This window comes from Microbacterium kunmingense (assembly GCF_023155745.1).
GTDB classification, from domain to species: Bacteria; Actinomycetota; Actinomycetes; order Actinomycetales; family Microbacteriaceae; genus Microbacterium; species Microbacterium kunmingense.
On sequence record NZ_JAKNUS010000001.1, the window covers coordinates 455,152 to 475,476 of the forward strand.

Sequence of the window (20,325 nt, forward strand, 5' to 3'; positions counted from 1 at the left end):
TTCCGACAGCACGAACCCGGGGGAGTTCTCTATGTCTGCGCGTACCCGTGCGCTCTCATTCCTGCGATCCGAACGCCTGATCAGGGCGGCGGATCGACTCGTTCTTCGACGTCGGCCGACCGCGTCATCCGGTCCCGACGTCCTCATCGCGCCTCCCGGCCGTGGGAACATCGGCGACCAGGCGCTCGTCGAGGCCTTCGCCGAGTCGGTCGCCGGCTTGGTCGTCGTGGTCGTGCGCGATCGGCGCGACTTCGTCGTCCCCGACCACCTGACTAATCGAGTTTCAATTCTGCCGCTCCCCGCACTCATCTACGGCACGGCGATCGGCCGAGCGCGAGACCTGCGGCGTCTGCGACCGGTCCTTGCGACCGCGAACTCGGTCAGCATCATCGGCGCCGACGTGATGGACGGCGCCTATGTGCTGCGGGCGTCGGTCAACCGCGCCGCGCTGGCCGAGCGGCTGGTGCAGCTGGGGTGGCCGGTGCGGATCATCGGCTTCAGCTGGAACGCCTCGCCGCACCCCGCGGCGCTGCGCGCGCTGGCTCGCGCGTCTTCGGCCGGAGTGCGACTGCTCGTGCGCGACCCTCGCTCCGCTGAGCGGGCGCGCTCGGACGGACTCGCCGTCACCGAGACCGCCGACATCGTGTTCCTAGCACGCTCGCGCGACCCCGAGGGAGCTGCGCTATGGATGCCCGGTGAGCGGCCGTATGCGCTGCTGAACGCCTCGGGGCTGGTCAGTGAGGGCGGCTCAGCGCTCGCAGAGTACAGCCGGATCGTCGACGATCTCGTTTCTCGGGGGCTCGATGTCCTGGTCGTGCCCCATGTGTCGCGGCCCGGCGCCGATGACCTTCCCCTGTGCTCCGCGATCGCCGAACGGGGGCACGCTGAACACGGCGACCGCGTCCGTCTCATCCCAACGTTGCTGGCGCCCGCGACGATCAGGTCGCTCGCGGCTGCTGCGCGCGTCGTGGTGACCGGCCGCATGCATCTGGCCGTGATGTCTCTGATGTCCGGGGTGCCCGCAATCACGGTCGCGACCCAGGGGAAGGTCGAAGGTCTGATGGACCTCTTCGAAGCCCCCGAGCTCTGCGTCCAGCCGGGCGAGGGTCTCGACGTGCGCGTCATCGCCGCTCTCGATACCGTGCTCGCCGAAGGAGAAGACTCCCGAGCTCGGCTCAGCGAACGGGTTCACGCGGTCACCGAGCTCGCTCGGCAGAACGTCGAGGGGCTCGACGAGGTCGAGTTGGCGACGACGGTGACCCGATGACGCCCCCGCCGCGCCTCAACGGACTCATCCTTCTCCAGCAGGCCCAGCGCGCCCGCGACGCGGCGCTGACGCTGCTCGCGGCGCCGGGTTTCGCCGAGTTCGGCAGGGGCAGCCGCATCATGTTCCCCTTCCGCGCGGGCAATCCTCACATGGTCTCCGTCGGCCGCGACGTGCTGATCGGGCCCTCGTCGTGGTTCATGGTCCCGCTCCTCGACGCCGACGGGCCGGTCATCCACATCGGCGACCGGGTACGAATGAATCAGACCTCCATCTCGGCGGTCGAAGAGGTGCGCATCGGGCGCAGCGTCGGAATCGGCCGGGGCGTCTACATCTCGGACCACTCGCACGGCTTCGCCGACCCATCACTGCCCGTTCGTGATCAGCCGCTCGAGCGCGTCGCCCCCGTGCGCGTCGGTGACGGCGCGTGGCTCGGTCACAACGTGGTGGTGCTCCCTGGCGTCACGATCGGCGAGGGAGCCGTGGTCGGTGCCAACAGTGTCGTGCGGTCCGATGTACCCGCCCGCACCATCGCGGTCGGCTCTCCGGCCCGCATCGTGAGGAGGATCGACGAGTGACCACCGCCACCGCCCTTCGAGATTCCGACGTGCACGACTACGTCTTCACGTTCTCGTACGAGACCTACAACGACGCCGTGGAGCGGGGCATGATGCGCCCACCCGACCGGATCCTGCAGACGCTGATGACGAGCGACCGGGTGGGCGGCCTGCTGGTCGCCAATCCGTTCCGGTCGCTGCCGAGCGTCCTCGGACGACGGATGACGAATGCCGACGCGCCCTTCCCATCGGGGCCCCGTCGCCGGCTCGTGCAGCCGTCACGGCTCGTGCGAGCGGACCCCACCTCGCCCTCCCGTCTTCTCGCGACCATGCGGCGCTTCGACGACGTGCTGCGTGAGAACGCGGAGGAGATGGGTTTGACGGCGCCTCGCGTCATCACCACGAATCCGCTGGTCGCCGCGTTCGCGCCGTTCGCCTGGGCGGCCACGGTGACGTACTTCGGACGTGACGACTGGTTGAGTGCCGAGGCGCGCAGACCCTATTGGCCGGCCTACCGCGCCGCGTATCAACAGATCTCCGAGGCCGAGACGGGTGTCGCCGCCGTGTCGCAGCAGATCATCGATCGCATCCGGCCGCGGGGTCCGTGGGCGGTCGTTCCCAATGGTGTCGATCCGGGTGAATGGACGGGGCCCGTCCCGCCCGCTCCGGAGTGGCTGGCTCGGATCCCGGGGCCGCGTGCAATATACGTCGGGACGCTCGATTCACGCCTGGACGTCGACGGACTCGTGGTGCTCGCTCGTGCGCGGCCGGACGTGAGTTTCGTCCTCCTCGGACCGAGTGGCGACGGGTCGGCCGTCAGCGTCGCACGCAGCATCCCGAACATCCACGTCCACGATGGCGTCGGACGCGCAGAGCTGGTCGCCAGCCTGCGCAACTCGCAGGTGTCGCTCCTCGCCCATCGTCGTACCCCGCTCACCGAGGCCATGAGTCCCTTGAAGGTCTACGAGTATCTTGCGGCGGGTCTGCCCGTGGTCTCCGTCGATCTCCCGCCCGTCCGAGGGCTCGGCGACCGCGTGCTTTTCGCCGATTCGACGGCGGAGATGGTGGACGGCCTCGATCACGCCCTGCGTCTCGGCGTGCTCGGAGAGGATCGGCGATTGCGTTGGTTGGACGAGAACAGCTGGTCGGCGCGCCATCGCGCCATTCTGCAGCTGGCCGGTCGATCGCGAATGTTTCACCGCCGTGACGAACAGGGATCCGATCGGTGAAGAGATCATAGACCATCTATCGACGGCTTCCGTGCCCGTCTAGCATGGAGGAGAAGCGAGGCCCTGAACCCTCGCGAGGGCATGTGTGGGGTGCCTTCAGTACCGATTCCTTGTGGGGGGAATCGCGGAGCCGACGACGTCTCCATCGAGTCGGAACTACTGGGGGACGCATGGGGACGTACACATGTGCCATGGCGAGTTGAGCCATGGCCGAAGCACTGATGGTCTGCTCTGGGGGCGGACATCTGAAGCAACTCTTCACACTGTCGGAGCGCTTGGGCGTCGATCCGGATGACCAGGTCTGGATCACATTCGAGAACGGGCTGAGCACGTCGTTGCTGGCAGACCGGGAGGTCTACTTCGCACCGTTCGTGGCACCTCGCGAGCTTCGCTCGCTCTGGCGGTTCCGGCAGGTGGTGGCCGACGTCATTCGTCGTCACTCGTTCGACCGTGCCTTCAGCACGGGCTCGAGCCCCGGGGTGGCGGCTCTTCCGATGGCGGCAGCGGCCGGGGCCAGGGCTTCGTATATCGAGAGCGCCGCACGGGCCGACGGTCCGTCGGTCAGCGGTCGCATCCTTGCGCAGTTCCCGTCGGTGCGCACGTTCACCCAGTACCCCGGGTGGGCGACCAAGCGCTGGCAGTTCCGCGGGTCGATCTACGATTCCTACTCCCCGGTCGAGCCCCATCGGGGAGAGAAGCCGCTGCGTCGTGCGGTGGTCACCGTGGGCACGCAGGAGGGGTACGGCTTCGATCGGCTCTTCAGCGCCCTCGTGCCGCTTCTGGCCGACTTCGACGACGTGCTGTGGCAGACCGGACCGCAGGATGTCTCGCGGTGGGGGATCAGCGGTCGCGTCACCGTTCCGCACGAAGAGCTCCGCTCAGCGATGCAGGAGGCCGACGTCGTCATCGCCCACTCCGGAACGGGGTCCGCCCTGTCTGCCTTCGAGGCGGGTAAGGCGCCGATCCTGGTGCCCCGCCTCAAGGCGCACGGCGAGCACGTCGACGATCATCAGGTGCAGATCGCGGCGGAGATGGACCGGAGGGGCCTCGCCATCATGAGTTCTCCCGAGGCGATCACCGCGGCGACCCTCGCCCGTGCGGCATCGATGGGTGTGACGTCGATCGACGCGCCCCCGATGCACCTCGACGATGATCACGGAGACGGGCGGACAGATGTCACCCGCCTGTTAGCCCAGCGGGAACGCGCTGCGGCCGAGAACGCCAGGGCCGCTGAGCTTCGACGTCCCGGCAACGTCTGAACGAACAAGGGGGCGGCGCGAATGCGCCGCCCCCCTTGTTCGTTCCGGTCGTCTAACTCGATGCACTCACCGCGAGCAGCGGCCAGGCCACCGACGCGATCTTCTGCTGACCCGAAGCGGAGGGGTGGAATCGGTCGAGCGAGGAGATGTCCTCCGCGGCGAACTGCATCTCGTGCAGTGCGCCGGCGTCGTAGACGCAGTCCGCCGTCGCCGCGCAGGCCGATGAGATGGCGGCGTTGTACTCGTCGATCACGGCGCCCATCGCCTCCCGGCGCTCCACGTCCTCCGGCGCATCCGACTGCGCGTTGCCGAGGATCGAACGGCAGGACGGGCTCTCGTTCCACAGCTCGGCGATCCGCGCGTCACTGCGTCCGATGTCCCACAGCTGAAGGAGGTCGGGGATCGAGAGTGTGACGATGCGGGCGTCGGGAAGGCCCTCACGCAAATCGGTCAGCATCTGGTTGTACGTGGCGGCGAACGTCTCGGGTGGGGTCACATCGCCCACCGAGGGGCGGCAGACGTCGTTGGCGCCGACGAGAACGAGCACGATGCCCGACTTTGCGGCGACGACCTTGTCGACCGCCGAGGCGGCGTTGGTGACCGTGCCGCCGTCGCGGGCTCCCCAGATGTGCTCACGCTCGGTGCCCTCGGATTCGGCGAGCTGGGCCGATACCGATGACACCGCCGGGTTGTCGCCGAGCGCCCACGAGACCTCGGGGCATGGGCCCACGCTCTCGCACGCGTTCACGCCGAGGCTCATCGAGTCGCCGAGGACGGCGATCGGGCCCGCGGGCAGTGCCTCGGCCGTCGGGCTCGGCTCAGCGGTGGTGGCCGCAGGCTCGGGCGCGCCGCCGCAGGCGGCGAGCCCGAGCGTGAGCACGACCCCGATCAGGCTGACGAATGCAGATCGGGCGGTTCGCATCAGCGTGTCTCCTTCGCGCGACGCCGACTGGCGGCATCCGTCATCACTTCTTCTTCGATGTCGGCGAGCGCCGGCTCGGTGGCACCGAGGGTGGTCGCTTCCTGATCGACCGGCGACGCGCCGGCCTTCTGCTTCGGCGTTCCGCGAGCGCTCTTGGCGAAGTCGATGATCGCAGCGATGTCGCGACGGTAGGCCGGGATGATCATCGAGGCTGCGATGGCAGCGACTCCGGCGAGCCCACCGACGATGACCTGGAGTAGAGCAGGTAGCACCGGCGCGGTGAACTGGACCGCGGCGTAGGCGGCGGCGAACCCGAGCGGGGCGACGATGACCGGCCGCACGAGCGGCGAGACGATGTCTGCCCAGCCGCGGAGGAAGGTGCCGTGGATCGCGGCCCAGAAACCGGGGACGAGAAGGGTCAGGGTGATGAGGCCGTAGACGAGGGCGAGACCGTTGAGACCGTCCCACCAGACGCCCACGACGAAGCCCGCAATCACAATCGGTCGGGTGATGAGGTAATACACCAGCTGCCGGTGCGCACGTCCGAGAGTGATGTAGAGCCAGCCCTGGACGTTGCCGATCGCCTGCGCGACGCCCGCGATCGCGAGAAGGGCGAACACCGCAGCCGCGGCGTCCCATCCCGGCCCGAGCAGAACCTCCATCAGCGGGAAGGCCACGGCGGCGGCGATCGCGTAGGTGGGAAGCGAGAGGTACCCGATGATCATCAGCGAAGCGCGCACATACCGGCGGTAGCGGTCGGGTTCGTCCTGCAGTCGGCTGAGCACGGGGAGAGCGACGCGGCCCAACGGACCGTTGAGCTGCTGCTGCGGAAGGAGGAACAGTGCGTAGGCACGGGAGTACTGTCCGAGTGCCGCCGGGCCGAGCTGCTGACCGATGATGACGTTGTCGAGATTGCGCGAGGCGTAGTTCAGCAGCTGCACGCCGAAGATGCTGCCTCCGGTGGAGAGCAGCGGGTAGATGTCGCGACCGATGCGCGGCGCACCCCAGTGCAGCCGGGCGCTCACCCAAAGGGCGATGAGCCGGTAGACCTGGCCCGCGCCCGCCAGGATGACCAGCGACCAGACCCCGAAGCCGAGCAGTGCGGCGACGAGCGACAGGACGACACCGACCAGCATCGACACGATGTCGATCATGGCCAGGGTGCCGAAGCGGAGGTCGCGCTGGAGGGCCGCCTGCATCGGCATCGTGAGGGCGTTCAGCAGCAGGGTCGGCGCGATTGCGAGCGTGAGCACGATGAGGCGGTCTTCGCCGTAGAGGATCGCGATGAGGGGCGAGGCGGCGGCGATCGCGATCATCAGCACCATGCCGAGACCGGACGAGAACCACAGCAGGCTCGACCACTGTTTCGGCGTCAGCTTCTTCGCCTGCAGGATCGCACCGGTCATGCCGAAATCGCGCACAAGGTCGGCCACACCGACGATCGCCATGATCATCGCGATGAGACCGAAGTCCGTCGGGTCGAGAAGCCTCGCGAGCAGCATCGTCGAGGCGAGCTGGATGAGCGTCTTCAGCCACAGGCCACCGGCTGTGACGGCGGCGCCTCGCGATGCGGCCTGCTTGAGCGAGAGCGCCGGCCGCGACGAACGCGTCGGGCTCATCGGCGCGCCTCCTCACGAAGGGACGTGTCGCGCGACCAGTCCACTCCGGACCCTGCACTGTCCATTCGCCGAGCCTTCACGAGTGGCACACCGAAGCCGTAGAGATAGAAGGGCAGCGCACCCCACAGCGGGGGCCTTCGGGCGACCCGGCCGAGCAGTCGCCGATAGCGGACGGTGGCCGGCTCGACGCTTGCGTTCTGCACGGTCGTCGGCAGCTGCCGGTTGCCGGCGGCGATGCGAGTCGCGCGACGAAGATGAGCGCCCATCGTCGCCGGGGCGCGGACGGTGAACTCGCCGTCGACGGTGATGCGCTCGTTGGAGAGGAACAGCTGCTGCACGAACCGGTCGTCCGCGATCACGTCGGGAAACTCGTCCCACCGCGCCCGGCCTTCGAGGTTGACGGCGTACACGCCCGAGCCGATATGCCCGGTGAGGCGGTAGTCGGACTGCTCCCAGATGCGCAGGTACTGCCGCACCGGGAAGGTGCTGCGCGAGCCGTCGACCCGCAGTCGCGGCGAGGCCACCGCCGGGCCGGTTCGCGTGCGCAGCGCGGCGGCGAGGAAGCGAAGGGTCGCGGCCGATACGACGACATCGGCGTCGAGGTAGATACGTGGGAAGGTGGTGGCGGCCATGTCGCCGAGGTTGAGGCCCGCGATCTTCGAGGCGATCGCCGTCTCGACGACGGTCACCCCCGGGACGGACGACGCCTGGGCGACGGTATCGTCCGTGCACCCGTTGGCGGCGACCACAATCTCGAACTCCCCGGGGAGCGCATCAGCGAGAACACCCCGGAGGGTGGAAGCGATGAGCGCCCCTTCGTCGTGGGCGGGAATGACGATGCTGGCGGTCGCCGTCATCCGACCAGTGCCTTCGCAGGGACCGCGGCACGGGCCCGCTTCGCGGCGATGGCCGGAGCGCTGGATGTCAACAACCACGCCCCGAGGGCGAGCATGATGAACCAGATGAAGAGCGTCTGGTAGAACCCGAAAGCATCGAAGAAGAAGAACGACGCGCAATACCCGGCGCCCGCAACCGCGAGGGTGAACGCGAGCATGGCGTAGGGCGGGTCATTGCGAGCGACAGTGAATGCCCATCGCAGCAGCAGGATGACCGGAACGACCATCAGGGCGATGAGGCCGAGCAGGCCGACGACACCCGTTTCGAGCAGGGTGCCGAGCACCTGGTTGTCGAGGATGAACGCGTTCTGCTCGTCTCCGACCACGATGCGGCTACCGACTCCCGTGCCGAAGAACGGGAACCGGGCGAACTCCTCCATCGCCGGGCCCAGGTCGGCCAGGCGACCGGCGCCTCGCCATCCGGGCGAGGTCTGCTGTGAGGCGATGAGGCCGTCGACGTCGAGGAACGACAGCAGCATGGTTTCGAAGACCCGAGGCAATGCGACGAGCCCGATGAAGAGCGCCGGGAGTGAGAGCGAGATGAGGGTGACCCCGAGCCACGGCCGGAAGATAAGGGTCACGAGGATCATCACCGCCATGACGACGACGGCGGTCCGCGAGACCGCGGACAGGACGCCTCCGAGCAGGACGACGGTGGCGAGGCCGTAAACGACGCGGCGGTTGATCTCGTTACGCGGCCACAGGCCGAACTTGGCGAGGTAGATCGCGAGCGCGACCATGAGGCAGAACATCACCGACAGGGCGATGGGATGCTGCGACGAGGCGAACGACCGGTATCCGCCCGCACGGAACGCCTCGGGCTCCTCAGCCAGCACCTGCAGGGGCAGGAACTCGTGCAGACGCACGAAGAAGTTCGAGCGGGTCGCGCGTTCTACGATGGCGAAGAGCGCGATGACCACGCCGCCCCAGACGAGGCCCACGAGGACGCCGTTCACCATCCGCTCGGTCGTGACGATCTGACGGACGATGAAGAAGACGCTGAACAGGATGAGGTAGTTCACCAGAGAGCTGACGGCCGTCGACGCGAGCCCCTGATCGACGAGAGCGTCGCCGTTCGCGGGAATGGAGATGACGAGGCTGGCGAAGAAGATGCCGATCGGCCACCCGAAGGCGATCGGCTGCCACGTCCGCGTGCGGTCGAGGATGAACGCCAGCACGAGCGCGAGCAGCAGCACCGCCAGCACCGCACGGTAGGCCTCGAGAGCGAACGGCAGGGGTATCGGCAGCGCGTACTGCCGTACGGGGATGACGAGGATGACGCCGATCAGCAGCCCCAGGGCGCCCGGCCAGGAGAAGAGCGTGCGTCGGACGAGGATGAGGATCCCGAGCCCGATCATGATCCCCCCCGCCACGAGGGCGGGCAGGGCGAAGGCGCTGATCGCTGCGATGACGGTGAGGATGACCCACGCCCAGATCTGACGACCGACGGGCAGGGTGACCTCCGGGCCCCGCCACCGCCGCGGCGCGGCAGAGGCGGGGGCCGGCGGCGGCGTGGGGGCCGCGTCGGTCGATGTGGTGCTCATGATGTGCTCGGGTGCGGCGAGCGAGCGCTCAGCCGACGCGCGCCGGCTCGCGGTCGCTCGACGGGGTCAGCTCTTCGATCGGCTCGTCGCCCGTCGACACGGGCGTGCGGCGACGCCGACCGCGGGGGCGGTTGTCGTCGCCTGCCCCGGCGGGAGCATCCGCGGCGGCGGCAGCAGCGGCTGCCTCTTCCTCCGCGGCGCGCTTGTTGCCGCGTGATGCCTTGGACCCGGCGATCAGGAATGCCGCGACCACGAACAACAGGAAGATGCCGAGCGCGGCGACGACGACGGGGATGGCCGGGTTGCTTCCCTCCTCCTCGGTGGCCTGCACCTGGTCGAGGACCGAGAGACGCACGCGGTTGCCCTCGGGAACCTGTGCGGCCTCCTGTTCCTGCAGCACCTGGTCGAGGAAGAGCTGGGTTGCGGCGGCCGAGATCTCCTCTGCCCGCTCGGGCTCGGTGGAGATCCCGACGACGTCGATGATGGGAAGGGTGAAGCGTCCGGGGAACGCCTCGTCGCCACCCGGCTGCGTGGTGCGCCGAAGAGCGGTGAGCGCCTCGGTGTCGGCGAATTCACCGACGGTGTTCTCGACGCCGGTGCGGATCTGCTCGCCGCTGACGAGGTAGGCGTAGAGGATGGCCTTCTGGGTGAGGTCGACGTCGGTGGGAGGGGTCGTGCCCTCGACGACCTGCTGCCCAGGGATCACCGCCTGGTACAGCGGCTGGGTCGTGCTGTCGACGAGCACGGTGGTCCGCGCGGTGTAGGTCTGCTCGGTCCGCGACACGAGCTGACCGTTCTCCAGGGTGAAGCCGGCGAACATTCCGCCGATCACGGCGACGACGAGTCCGACGAGCAGAAGCCACTTGGACTTCCACAGGATCATCAGGTACTTCGGAACTTCCATGCTGTTAACCCCCAGTCGCCCCTCCCCCGGGGCGCAATCAAGTGATGCGAAAGACGCCGCCGGTGGCGCGAGAGGGGTACGGAAGACTTCCGAGCCCTTCATACAGAGTGGGGGACGCCGATGCCGGCGGTGTTGCTGATGTGTTAACGGCTGACGACGTCCTGTAAAAGGTCAGCAACACGATCCGGAAATGACGGGCCCCGAGTTGCATTGTTCAGCACTCTCCGCACATAGTCAAAGCAGAACGTCGAGTGGGGGACTCGGCGAAATCGACACTGGGGGCCCGCGTGAGGATACTGTTCTCGTTCCCGCACGCCCTGGGGGCGCCGGGTATCGGATGGACCGCATGGCAGCAGGTGACAGGCCTGGCCGCACGCGGACACGAGGTGCATGTCGTCACCGCCAGCCTTGCGCGCCCGCTTCCGGACGGCGTCACCGTCACCACGAGCCTCGCGCGCGGCCGCGCGCGCATCCCGCATCGTGCGATCGGACGCGATCGCGCCTTCGCGTGGCACGATCGGGTGGCCGCCCGGCAGATCGCGTCGACGTCGCCCGACCTCGTCCACGTGTGGCCCCTCGCGCCGGGCGCCACCGCGCGTCTCGCACGTGACCGCGGCATCCCGGTCGTGCGCGAGGCACCCAACACGCACACCGCGCACGCCTACCGGGTCGTCGCGCGGGAAGTCGATCGTCTGGGGCTGACGGGCCGGGTTCCTTCGGCGCACTCCGAGAATGCCGCGCACCTGCGGATGGAGGAAGCCGAGTGGGCCGCCGCCAGCGCCATCTTCGCCCCCTCGGATGCCGTGGCCGAGACCTTCCTCGCCGCCGGTTTCGCCCCCGATCGCGTCGTCCGTCATCAGTACGGCTACGCGCCGACCAGTCGCCGGGTCTCTGCCCGCACCCCGCGTCGCCGAGGCCTTCGCGCCGTCTTTGCCGGGTACGGTGAACCGCGCAAGGGCCTGCACCACGCGCTCGATGCGTGGCTGTCGTCCTCCGCGCACACCGACGGCACCTTCACGGTGGTCGGACGGATGATGCCGGCCTACGCCGACCTGCTCTCGACCCCGCTCGCCCACGACAGCGTGCAGCTCGCAGGGTTCACGAACGACATCGCCGGTGCCCTGGGAGCGGCGGACGTGCTCGTGCTGCCCACCCTTGAAGAAGGAAGCGCCCTGGTCACTTACGAGGCGCAGGGTGTGGGGTGCGTTCCGCTCGTCTCCACCGCCGCCGGCGCGCTCATCGATGACGGCGTCCAGGGGCTGTTGCACACCCCGGGCGACGTGGCGGCGCTGACCGCCCAGTTCGACCGGCTCGCGACGGATCGCGACGCGCTCTCGCGCATGAGCGCCGCGGCCCTCGACCATGCGCCCGACCTCACCTGGGCGGCGGCCGCCGAGCGGCTGGAAGCGGCGTACCTCGAGGTCGCCCAGCCCGGTCGAGCGGCCTCCCTTCCCCGACCGGTGCGCGCGCACTCCGCGACCGGAGAGGTGGTGACCGATGCCGACGCCGCATGATGTGACGATCGCGGTGTGCACGCGCAATCGACCGGCCATGCTCGCCGAGGCGCTCGCCGCCATCGCGGCGCAGACGCCCGCAGAGGTCCAGGTCCTCGTCGTCGACAGCGGATCCGAGACGAACGAGACCCGGCTCGTGGCCGAGGCCGCCGGGGTCGATTACGTGCGGTCGGTGCGAGGCCTCTCTCTCGCTCGGAACGCCGCGCTCGCGGCATCCGCTCGGCCGATCGTCGTGTACACGGACGACGACTGCCAGCCGCTCGAGGGCTGGATCGAGTCTCTGCTGCCGCACTTCGACGACGACACTGTCTCGGCGGTGACCGGCCGGATGCTCGACCACACCGTCCCCCTCGATAGTCCCTACGTCCGTCCGGCCCGGCACACCGCGCCGATCGACGGTATCGATGCCGGGCATGGCGCGATCATGGCCTTCCGGCGGGATGTCCTGCTGCGGCTGGGTGGGTTCGACGACGCCATGGGAGCAGGGCAGTTCCTTGCGGGGGCCGAAGACCTCGACATCTTCGTGCGGTTGTTGCGCTTCGACACCGCGATCGTGCACGAGGCGCGCTGTGTCATCCGGCACTCCAACACCCGCGTCGGTGACGAGTATCTCGCCCTGCACCGGGGTTACGGCCGCGGCCTGGGGGCCCTGGCCACCAAGTGGCTTCGACGCGAGCCGGTGCTCGGGGCACGCATCCTCTGGCGGCTCGTCGGTCGAGCGTCCACCCGCGTCGTGCGTAACCGGCTGCGTGGCAAGCCATGGCGGCACGAGGCGGCACTCATCCGCGGTATCGGCGAGGGGATGTCCGTGACGTGGCGGCTTCCCGTCATCGCCGAACGCTTCGTTCCGCCCTGGCAGCAAGGAGGCTTGCCGGCACTCTTCCCCCCGACCCCAACCCGAGAGGTCACGACATGAGTGCGCCGACGAAGCCGATCAGCGTGGAGCTGATGGCCACGCTCGACGAGAAGAACCTGCGCTCGAGCATCGAGTTCACTGCCGCTCACATCGGCGCGATCATGGTCATCGATGCTGCGCCGCTCCTCACTGAGGATGGCCGCATCGACCGCCCGAGGGTTCTTCGTGCGTTCGATCGCGCCATCGCGAAAGTGCCCGAGTTCAGCAAGCGGATGATTCCCGCTCCGCTCGGCCTCACCGCCGCAGTCTGGGTCCCCGACGAGAGCTTTGATATCGCTCGCCACGTCTACATCGTCGATGAGGTGACCCCCCTCGAAGACCGCACGCTGCGCCGCCTCGCGGGCTTCGAACGCGACCTGCTCGATCGCCGGCTGCCGCTCTGGGACGCCACCGTCACACTGCTCGACAACGGCCAGATCGCTGTCGGTGTGCGCCTTCACCACGTCGTCGGTGACGCCAAGTGGGCCTTCGATACGCTGACGCTGCTCACGGAGGAGGAGCTGTCCGTCGACGACGGCACACCCCCATTGCACGCCCGCGACACCGGACGCGCGCCGAGGACGCGGCTGCTGCTTCCCCTTCGGGTGCTGCGCGACTGGTGGCGGGAGCAGCCGTCACTGCGGGCCGCGTGGGCGGAGTACTCGCGCAAGCCGGTGAAGAAGCGCATCTCGCGGATGGTCGGACGCAACATCCGCTGGTACAAGGAGTGGGTCATCCGTCGGCGGAACCTCGCGGCCCAGTACCTGCCCCCGAACCGTTCGGCGTTCTTCTCGATCTCGCGCTCCTCGGCGGAGGCTGCGGCGAGCTCGCTCGGCGGTTCGCTCACCGACCTCATCGTCGCAGCGCTTCTCACCGCGGTCGACGACGACGACCGCGGCCGCGATGCGCTCGTGCCGGTCACCCGGCGGGTCAAGGGCGATCGGTCGGTCCGCAATGACGTGAGCGTGCTGCGCGTGCACGTCCCGCCGGCCGCTTCGGCGGCCGAGATGGTCAAGGCGGTCCGCCGTCAGATCCGCCTGTACGTCGTCGGCTCCTCGGCGGGCGAGCAGCCCGAGGGCCGCAAGGTGGGGTACGCCACCTACCTGCCGTGGTCGCAGACCCCGCGCTTCCTGCTCGGCTCGCCGATGCGCGAGTTCATCGCGTTCCCCGCCGTCGACCCGCGCGACGAGATGAGCGCCTTCGCGCTGACCTACGCAGACCGCTTCGTCGTCACCGTGACGGGGCGCGCCGAGTTCGACGTCTCGGGCACCGCCGAGGCGGTGCGAGCGGTCACCGAGGGCGCTCTCCGCCCGGTCGAGGCGCAGGCGTGAGCCGCGTCCGGCGCGCGCTGCGGTCCGTCCTCGATCTTCGGGTTTACGGTCACGCCTTCCGTCTGCTCCACTTCTACGGTTATGCCCACGTCAGCCAGGTGCGAAGGCTCACGCTCGGAAGGAACGTGACCTTCGCGCCGAACGTGTCGTTCCGCAACGCCGAGCGCATCGAGATCGGCGCCGGCAGCCACATCGGCGAGTACTCGACGCTCTGGGCCGGCAACAGCACCGGGCGGATCACGCTCGGTGAGAAGTGCCTGCTCGCGCCGCGCGTGACGATCACCGCCTCGAACTACGGCATCGTGCAGGGGACGCCCGTCATGGATCAGCCGAAGATCGAGCGCGACATCGTGATCGGCGACGACGTGTGGCTGGGCATCAACACCGTGGTGGTGGCGGGCGTCACCATTGGGGACGGTGCCATTGTCGCGGCGGGCGCCGTCGTGACGAAGGATGTGCCCGCGCAGGCGATCGTCGCGGGTGTGCCCGCCAAGGTGATCGGCGCCCGCCCGGTGGAAGGCGCGGCAACGTGACCGCTTCGATCGACGTCGTGATCGTCAACTTCAACACGCGAGAGCGGACGACCGAGTGCATCGCGTCGGTGCTCGATCAGAAGATCCCCGGCGTGCAGGTCATCGTCGTCGACAATGGCTCCACGGACGGCAGCGCCGAGGCCTTCCGCACGAGGTTCGCCGACGTCACCGTCATCGAGGCGGGCGAGAATCTGGGCTTCGCGCGCGGCGTGAATCTTGGAGCAGCCGCCGGTGTCGGCGATTTCGTGCTGCTGCTCAACCCTGACGCGTCTGTTTTTCCCAGCTCCATCGAGGCCCTCCGGGATTTCGCGCTGACCCATCCCGAGCACGGGCTTTACGGGGGACGTACCCTGCGGCCCGACGGTTCGCTCGACCCGTCCTCGTGCTGGGGTGCGCCCACGCTGTGGTCGCTGGCGATGTTCGCCACCACGCTGTCTACGGTGTTCAAGCGGTCTCTCGTCTTCGATCCCGAGTCGCTCGGCCGGTGGGAGCGCGATACCGTCCGCGAGGTGCCCGTCATCACTGGGTGCCTGTTGCTCACGAGGCGCTGGCTCTGGCAGTCGCTCGGCGGCATGGACGAGCGATTCTTCCTCTACGGCGAAGACGCGGAGTTCTCGCACCGCGCCCGCCGACAGGGCCTGCGCCCAGTCATCGTTCCGGACGCCGTCATCGAGCACGACGTGGGAGGGTCGACCGCATCGAGTGGACGCAAGATGGCGATGGTCATGGCGGGAAAGGCCACCTACCTTCGTGCCGCGTGGAATCCTCTCGCGGCCGGGCTCGGCATCGCTCTCCTCCAGGCCGGTGCCGGCACCCGCGCCGTGCTCGAGCGAGTCGCCCGCGCGTCGAAAGGCACCTGGCGCGATGTCTGGGCCTCCCGGTCGGACTGGCGTGACGGTTACCCGCGTGCGGAGCGAACGCTTTTCGGCCGCACGCCTCCTGCTCTGGTCGACACCGCCGACGCGGCGGCCGTTCCGGCGACCCGGCCGCTCGTCATCGAAGCGGAGCCGGCGTTCCGCACCGCCCACGCCAACCCCTACAACGCAGACCTGGCGCGCGCACTGCAGCGCCGGGGGCACAGCGTGCGAGACCTCAGCTATGCGCGCCTGCTCTTCCGCCACGTCGACGTCGTCCACCTCCACTGGCCCGACCTGACCTTTCTATCCGGCACGCGCCGGGTCATCCATCTCGCTCGCCTGACCTTCTTCTACTCCTTCCTCGCGGTTGCGCGACTGCGGGGCACCACCCTGGTCTGGACCGTGCACAACGTCGACGCGCACGAGGAGCGGTCGACTCCCTGGCTCCGCCACCTCGCCTGGCGGCGCCTCACCCGCAATCTCGACGGCATCATCGCGCTCACGAGCGGCGGGCTGAAGGCGGCGCGGGAGCGGCATCCTGAACTCTCGGCCGTGCCCGGGGTCGTGACCCGGCACGGCCATTACCGACGCGCATACGACCTGACCATCACCCGAGCCGAGGCGCGCCAGGCGCTCGGACTCGACGCCGAAGAGGCTGTCGTGCTCTCGCTCGGTCAGATCCGTGCGTACAAGAACGTGCCGCACCTCGTCCGGACCTTCCGTGACGTCGATCGCGACGCGCGGCTCGTTGTCGCGGGTCACGCGCCGGCGGCGCTCGCCGCCGAGGTGACCGCTGCCGCCGAAGGCGACCCGCGCGTCGACCTGCGCCTCGGGTTCGTGCCCGAGGCCGAGATCGCGGCCTACCTCCGCGCCGCCGACCTCGTCGTGCTCCCGTACCGCAAAGTGCAGAACTCGGGCTCGGCGATCCTCGCCCTTTCCGCCGACCGTCGAGTGCTCGTTCCTGACCTGGGCGCCATGCGCGAGCTCCAGGACGACGTCGGCGAAGAATGGGCGCGACTCTACGCCGATGAGCTGACCGGCGAGACTCTTGCCGCCGCCATCGACTGGGCACGAGAGTCCACCGCAGGGTCGGTAGACCTCAGCCTTTTCGACTGGGACGTGATCGCCCAACAGACCGAACGGGCCTACCTCGCCTTCGGGCGCCGCGGGCCCGGAAACACCTCTTCGAGACGTGCTACCGTGACGGGCGAACCCGCGGCAGCGCTCCACGGCTCGGGAGTCCACTAATGAAGAAGGATGCTGCCGTGAAAAGCAATCTGCGATCCCGAGCGCGCGCCTGGGGCGCCGTGCTCTCGACCGTGGCGGTCACCGCCACCCTGGCCCTCGCTCCGACCGTCGCCTCGGCGTCCGGCGCGATCGTCACGACCGCCGCCACCGGCCCGAGCGGCTACGTGGTGTGGCTGGATGACAGCGTGGATGTCGCGAAGCTCGCGGCGCGCGCCGGGGTCAAGCCCCAACAGCGCTACGACGATGCGATCAACGGGTTCTCGGTGACCCTGACCGCTTCACAGGCCAAGGCACTCGGAAGGCTTCCGGGCGTCAAGTCGGTCATTCCCGACATCGCGATCGAGGGTCAGGCGCAGACGCTTCCGGCGCACGTGAAGTCGGTGGAGGCCGATCAGGGGCCGGCGCGGGCCGGTGACGGCACCGGTACTTGGAATGGGCCGGCCGTCGCAGTGATCGATTCGGGTGTCAGCACCCACCCCGACATCAACCTCAAGCTGCAGGTCAATTGTCTCAGCACGGGCACTGGTTCCGACGGGAACGGCCACGGCACCGCCGTCGCGGGTTACATGGCAGCGATCGACGATGACAAGGGCACGGTGGGTGTCGCGCCTGGCGCGCCGATCTACTCGGTCCGGGCGATGGACAATAACAACCGCGGCACCCTGTCCTCCCTCATCTGCGGGCTCGACTGGGTGGCGGCCAATGCCGATCGCTATGGGATCCGCGTGGTCAACCTGAGCCTCGGCGCCCCAGGAGCCGACGACGGGGCGTGCGGGTCGCGAAGCGGAGATTCCCTGCACGCCACCGTCTGTCGTCTCGTTGATCAGGGTCTTCTCCTCGTCGCTGCGGCCGGCAACAGCAGCAAGGATCTGGCGACCTACGTCCCCGGTGCCTACGATCAGGTTCTGACGGCGACGAACGTGGCCGACTATGACGGGCGGCCGGGCGGTCTCGGCAAGACGACATGTGGTACCACGACGCCCGATGACACCCCCGCGGTGAGCAGCAACTTCGCCGTCTCCGCTGCCGACGCCGCCCACGTGCTGGCTGCGCCGGGCACGTGCCCGTACACCACCCTTCTCGGCAACCGATACGGGACGATCCAGACAGGAACGAGCATGTCGACGGCGGCGCTCTCGGGCGTGGCCCTTACCTGCATGCTCCCGGGTGGTGCCTGCGCGAGCACCGACCCGGCCACCACCCGGTCGATCCTCCGCAACAACGCCGAGAAGGCCGCGCAGCGTGGACACACGTACGTGGGTGACCCGGGCAACCGCCCGACGGCCGGTAAGTATTACGGCTATCTCGCCTCGAGTATCCCGGCGGGCGGAACCCCCACTCCGACTCCGACGCCGACCCCCACTCCGACGCCGACGCCCACGCCGACGCCGACCCCCACTCCGACGCCGACCCCCACTCCGACGCCGACCCCCACGCCGACGCCGACGCCGACGCCCACGCCGACTCCTGACACCCAGGCGCCTGTCGTGTCGATCGTTTCTCCCGCGGCCGGTGCGACGGTGAGTGGTTCGGTCACCCTGCGGGCTACGGCAACGGACAACGTCGGAGTCACCGGCGTCACGTTCTGGTCGGGCTCGACCCGTCTTGGCACCGCGGCCCGGGAAAGCTCCACGGGTGACTGGATCGCGGCGGTGAATTCGCGAAGCTACCCGAACGGCACGTATTCGGTGACCGCGCGGGCAACCGACGCTGCCGGCAACACGGGCGTCAGCGCGCCGCGCTCGATGACCCTTCGCAACTGAGGGCCAGCAGGACGAGAACGCACGACTGAGGGGCCGGCACCTACGGGGGCCGGCCCCTCAGTCGTTCCTCAGTCCTCTTCGCGCTCGTCTGCGAGGAGGGTTTCGACGGATGCGGCGAGGTATTCGTCGGGCAATCCGGAGCGGCGGATGGCGATGTACGAGAGCAGTCCCGCGATCGGAGCGCCGATCACAGCGACGAGGAAGGCCGGTACGGCGATAGTCGAAGGCGCGGTCACCGACTGCATACCGAGACCGGCGACGCTCACAAGGATCGCTGCGAGCGTCCCACCCGCGAGCGCCTGGGCGGTCGTCCGTTTGAACGCGCGGTGCGCGGATCGTCGCTGGGGGGACTCGAGATGCGCCACGCCACCACCCTAAAGCAACGGCGAGCGGTGGCCGGGGCGCCACGCGCCCTGACCACCGCTCGCCGGGTGGGGGAGATCCGTCAGCTGCGTCGAGAGCGCAGGAGTGCGGCCCCTCCGAGGATGAGTCCGCCGCCGATCACCGCGGCAGCCAGTGTCGTGCCGATCGCCATACCGGTCGCAGCGAGATCATCGTCACTGTCGGCCGAGGGGACAGGCGTCGAGGTCGACGATCCGCTCGGGGTGGGGGTGGGCGACCCCGTCGGGGTGGTCGGCGTCGGAGTGGGCTCCGTCGGCGTGGGGGTCGGTGTCGGGGTGGTGGGCGTCGGCGTCGGCGTCGGGGTGGTCGGCGTCGGCGTCGGCGTGGGAGTCGTCGGAGTCGGGGTCGGTGTCGGCGTCGTGCCGCATCCCACAACGGTGATCCGCGGGTCGGGCGGGGTCACGAGTCCCGTGGTCCACTCCACCGGCCCGCCGGGGGTCGAGCTCGCGTACGCCTGCGTCGAGGTGTCGTCGACATCGGCGCAGGGGTGGCCGACGACAGTCGTCGTCCAGGTCCACGTCTCGCCGGGCTCGAATCGCCGCTCGCTGAAGTTGTAGGTGCGGTCGTCGGGTCCATAGACGACGGCCCATCCGTAAGCGGGAACCGAAGAGGTGTTGGTGGCCGTCACGGCGACCTCGACCGTCTGCGATCCCGTGAACGTCAGCACCGCCGAAGCGTCTCCGGTGATGGCTGCGTCGTCTGCGAAAGCGGCAGTGCCGACGGCGGCGCCTGCCAGAAGCGCCCCGCCGATCGCGAGCGCGGTCAATGCACGTTTCTTCAATTGATCCCCCAGGAGTCGGGGGGTCACACGCGACCGCAGCACCTGAGGCGCCGCGGCAGCGTCGCCCCAAGTTGGTCCGACTTTACACAGGAACCGCTCAGGTCGCTACTTCAGCGGCAAGATTGAGCAAACGCTTTCGCAAAGCCGCCTGTTTGGTAGGCGAATTGGTACGCCCACGCGATCGGGGACAGCCGGCTGGGCGCGGCGATCACCGTGACATCCATCGGCGAACAGTCCTCCGCGATGTATCGCGTCCGGCTGATGTGCGGGGTGAACGTGATGACGACCGCCGTCGCGTCCGCTCCATAGAGGGAATTGAGCAGCCTTATCTCACCCGCCGTTGTGAACGGCTCGGGGTGCAGGCACGAAACGTGGTCACCCTGACAGATGTCGAGGTTGTCTGCCGACTGCTCCCCGGTTTTCGGAACAGAGATCAGGATGTCGCGGGCGACGCCGTCACCCCTCAGCTTTTGAGCCAGCGCGATGCGCTCCTCCGTAGGAGGACCGATGACATAGATGACATCGGCTGACGAGGGGACTGCCTCCGTCGCAGGGTTCACGTAGAACGTCACACCCAGGGCGATCCAGCAGGCGAATGCCGCGGTCACCGTCACTACCAGAGCGGCGAGTGCCCGTCGGTGCGTGCGCCGCGGTGCGTGTTGGCCCGCAGTAATGGGTGATTCGGTCGGAGCCGACGTCGACGGGCTGGACACCATTCACGCCTCCTGTGTCGAGGGGGCGGCCGCCGTGGGCGCACGGAATGTCTATCACGCGAGGTCCGGGAAAACGAGCTGACCGCTCCCGACG

The 20,325-nt window shown here is 68.8% G+C and carries 18 protein-coding genes; 10 read left to right on the forward strand and 8 right to left on the reverse strand.

Annotated features, from left to right (window positions below; all coding sequences use genetic code 11):
* The first annotated feature begins 31 nt into the window (after positions 1-31).
* The 4 genes from MA875_RS02350 to MA875_RS02365 all read left to right on the forward strand — a co-directional run bounded on the left by MA875_RS02350 (position 32) and on the right by MA875_RS02365 (position 4,309).
* The gene (locus MA875_RS02350) at positions 32-1,267 is read left to right on the forward strand and encodes a polysaccharide pyruvyl transferase family protein (RefSeq protein WP_248240022.1); all 1,236 of its coding nucleotides are present in this window, start codon (positions 32-34) and stop codon (positions 1,265-1,267) included.
* Positions 1,264-1,842: an acyltransferase gene (locus MA875_RS02355; RefSeq protein ID WP_248240024.1), complete on the forward strand. Its 579-nt coding sequence runs from the start codon at positions 1,264-1,266 to the stop codon at positions 1,840-1,842. Before MA875_RS02350 ends, MA875_RS02355 begins: the two co-directional genes overlap by 4 nt.
* On the forward strand, positions 1,839-3,050 hold the full coding sequence (locus tag MA875_RS02360) for a glycosyltransferase family protein (RefSeq protein ID WP_248240025.1): 1,212 nt from the start codon (positions 1,839-1,841) through the stop codon (positions 3,048-3,050). Before MA875_RS02355 ends, MA875_RS02360 begins: the two co-directional genes overlap by 4 nt.
* A gap of 206 nt (positions 3,051-3,256) precedes the next feature.
* Complete coding sequence (locus MA875_RS02365; RefSeq protein ID WP_248240027.1) at positions 3,257-4,309, forward strand: glycosyltransferase; 1,053 nt, start codon at positions 3,257-3,259, stop codon at positions 4,307-4,309.
* A gap of 52 nt (positions 4,310-4,361) precedes the next feature.
* Here the strand turns inward: MA875_RS02365 and MA875_RS02370 are convergent, their stop codons facing one another.
* The 5 genes from MA875_RS02370 to MA875_RS02390 are packed head-to-tail and all read right to left on the reverse strand — an operon-like array spanning position 4,362 to position 10,194.
* Positions 4,362-5,231 carry a GDSL-type esterase/lipase family protein gene (locus tag MA875_RS02370; RefSeq protein WP_248240028.1) on the reverse strand — a complete coding sequence of 290 codons (870 nt, stop codon included), beginning with the start codon at positions 5,229-5,231 and terminating at the stop codon, positions 4,362-4,364.
* The gene (locus tag MA875_RS02375) at positions 5,231-6,850 is read right to left on the reverse strand and encodes a lipopolysaccharide biosynthesis protein (RefSeq protein ID WP_248240029.1); all 1,620 of its coding nucleotides are present in this window, start codon (positions 6,848-6,850) and stop codon (positions 5,231-5,233) included. Before MA875_RS02375 ends, MA875_RS02370 begins: the two co-directional genes overlap by 1 nt.
* Positions 6,847-7,707, reverse strand: coding sequence for a glycosyltransferase family 2 protein (locus MA875_RS02380; RefSeq protein WP_248240030.1), 861 nt, complete (start codon positions 7,705-7,707; stop codon positions 6,847-6,849). Before MA875_RS02380 ends, MA875_RS02375 begins: the two co-directional genes overlap by 4 nt.
* The gene (locus tag MA875_RS02385) at positions 7,704-9,290 is read right to left on the reverse strand and encodes an O-antigen ligase family protein (RefSeq protein WP_248240031.1); all 1,587 of its coding nucleotides are present in this window, start codon (positions 9,288-9,290) and stop codon (positions 7,704-7,706) included. Before MA875_RS02385 ends, MA875_RS02380 begins: the two co-directional genes overlap by 4 nt.
* A 28-nt stretch (positions 9,291-9,318) precedes the next feature.
* Positions 9,319-10,194, reverse strand: coding sequence for a hypothetical protein (locus MA875_RS02390; RefSeq protein WP_248240034.1), 876 nt, complete (start codon positions 10,192-10,194; stop codon positions 9,319-9,321).
* Between the two features lie 287 nt (positions 10,195-10,481).
* Between MA875_RS02390 and MA875_RS02395 the strand changes: the two genes are divergently transcribed.
* The 6 genes from MA875_RS02395 to MA875_RS02420 are packed head-to-tail and all read left to right on the forward strand — an operon-like array spanning position 10,482 to position 18,335.
* Complete coding sequence (locus MA875_RS02395) at positions 10,482-11,708, forward strand: glycosyltransferase family 4 protein (RefSeq protein ID WP_248240036.1); 1,227 nt, start codon at positions 10,482-10,484, stop codon at positions 11,706-11,708.
* Positions 11,692-12,624, forward strand: coding sequence for a glycosyltransferase family 2 protein (locus tag MA875_RS02400; RefSeq protein ID WP_248240038.1), 933 nt, complete (start codon positions 11,692-11,694; stop codon positions 12,622-12,624). Before MA875_RS02395 ends, MA875_RS02400 begins: the two co-directional genes overlap by 17 nt.
* Positions 12,621-13,934, forward strand: coding sequence for a wax ester/triacylglycerol synthase domain-containing protein (locus tag MA875_RS02405; RefSeq protein ID WP_248240039.1), 1,314 nt, complete (start codon positions 12,621-12,623; stop codon positions 13,932-13,934). Before MA875_RS02400 ends, MA875_RS02405 begins: the two co-directional genes overlap by 4 nt.
* Positions 13,931-14,467 (forward strand): acyltransferase, encoded by a 537-nt coding sequence (locus MA875_RS02410; protein ID WP_248240040.1) that lies wholly within the window; start codon positions 13,931-13,933, stop codon positions 14,465-14,467. The genes MA875_RS02405 and MA875_RS02410 overlap by 4 nt, the downstream gene beginning before the upstream one ends.
* Positions 14,464-16,572, forward strand: a complete 2,109-nt coding sequence (locus MA875_RS02415; protein ID WP_248240042.1) for a glycosyltransferase — start codon at positions 14,464-14,466, stop codon at positions 16,570-16,572. The genes MA875_RS02410 and MA875_RS02415 overlap by 4 nt, the downstream gene beginning before the upstream one ends.
* A 17-nt stretch (positions 16,573-16,589) precedes the next feature.
* Complete coding sequence (locus tag MA875_RS02420; protein ID WP_248240044.1) at positions 16,590-18,335, forward strand: S8 family serine peptidase; 1,746 nt, start codon at positions 16,590-16,592, stop codon at positions 18,333-18,335.
* Between the two features lie 68 nt (positions 18,336-18,403).
* Here MA875_RS02420 and MA875_RS02425 read toward each other — a convergent pair whose 3' ends face one another.
* From MA875_RS02425 to MA875_RS02435, 3 genes are all read right to left on the reverse strand, one after another.
* Positions 18,404-18,700 (reverse strand): hypothetical protein, encoded by a 297-nt coding sequence (locus tag MA875_RS02425; RefSeq protein ID WP_248240046.1) that lies wholly within the window; start codon positions 18,698-18,700, stop codon positions 18,404-18,406.
* Between the two features lie 80 nt (positions 18,701-18,780).
* A complete protein-coding gene (locus MA875_RS02430; protein WP_248240047.1) occupies positions 18,781-19,503 on the reverse strand; it encodes a hypothetical protein in 723 nt (240 codons plus the stop codon).
* Positions 19,504-19,628: 125 nt separating this feature from the next.
* Complete coding sequence (locus tag MA875_RS02435; RefSeq protein ID WP_248240048.1) at positions 19,629-20,126, reverse strand: YdcF family protein; 498 nt, start codon at positions 20,124-20,126, stop codon at positions 19,629-19,631.
* Positions 20,127-20,325 lie beyond the last annotated feature (199 nt).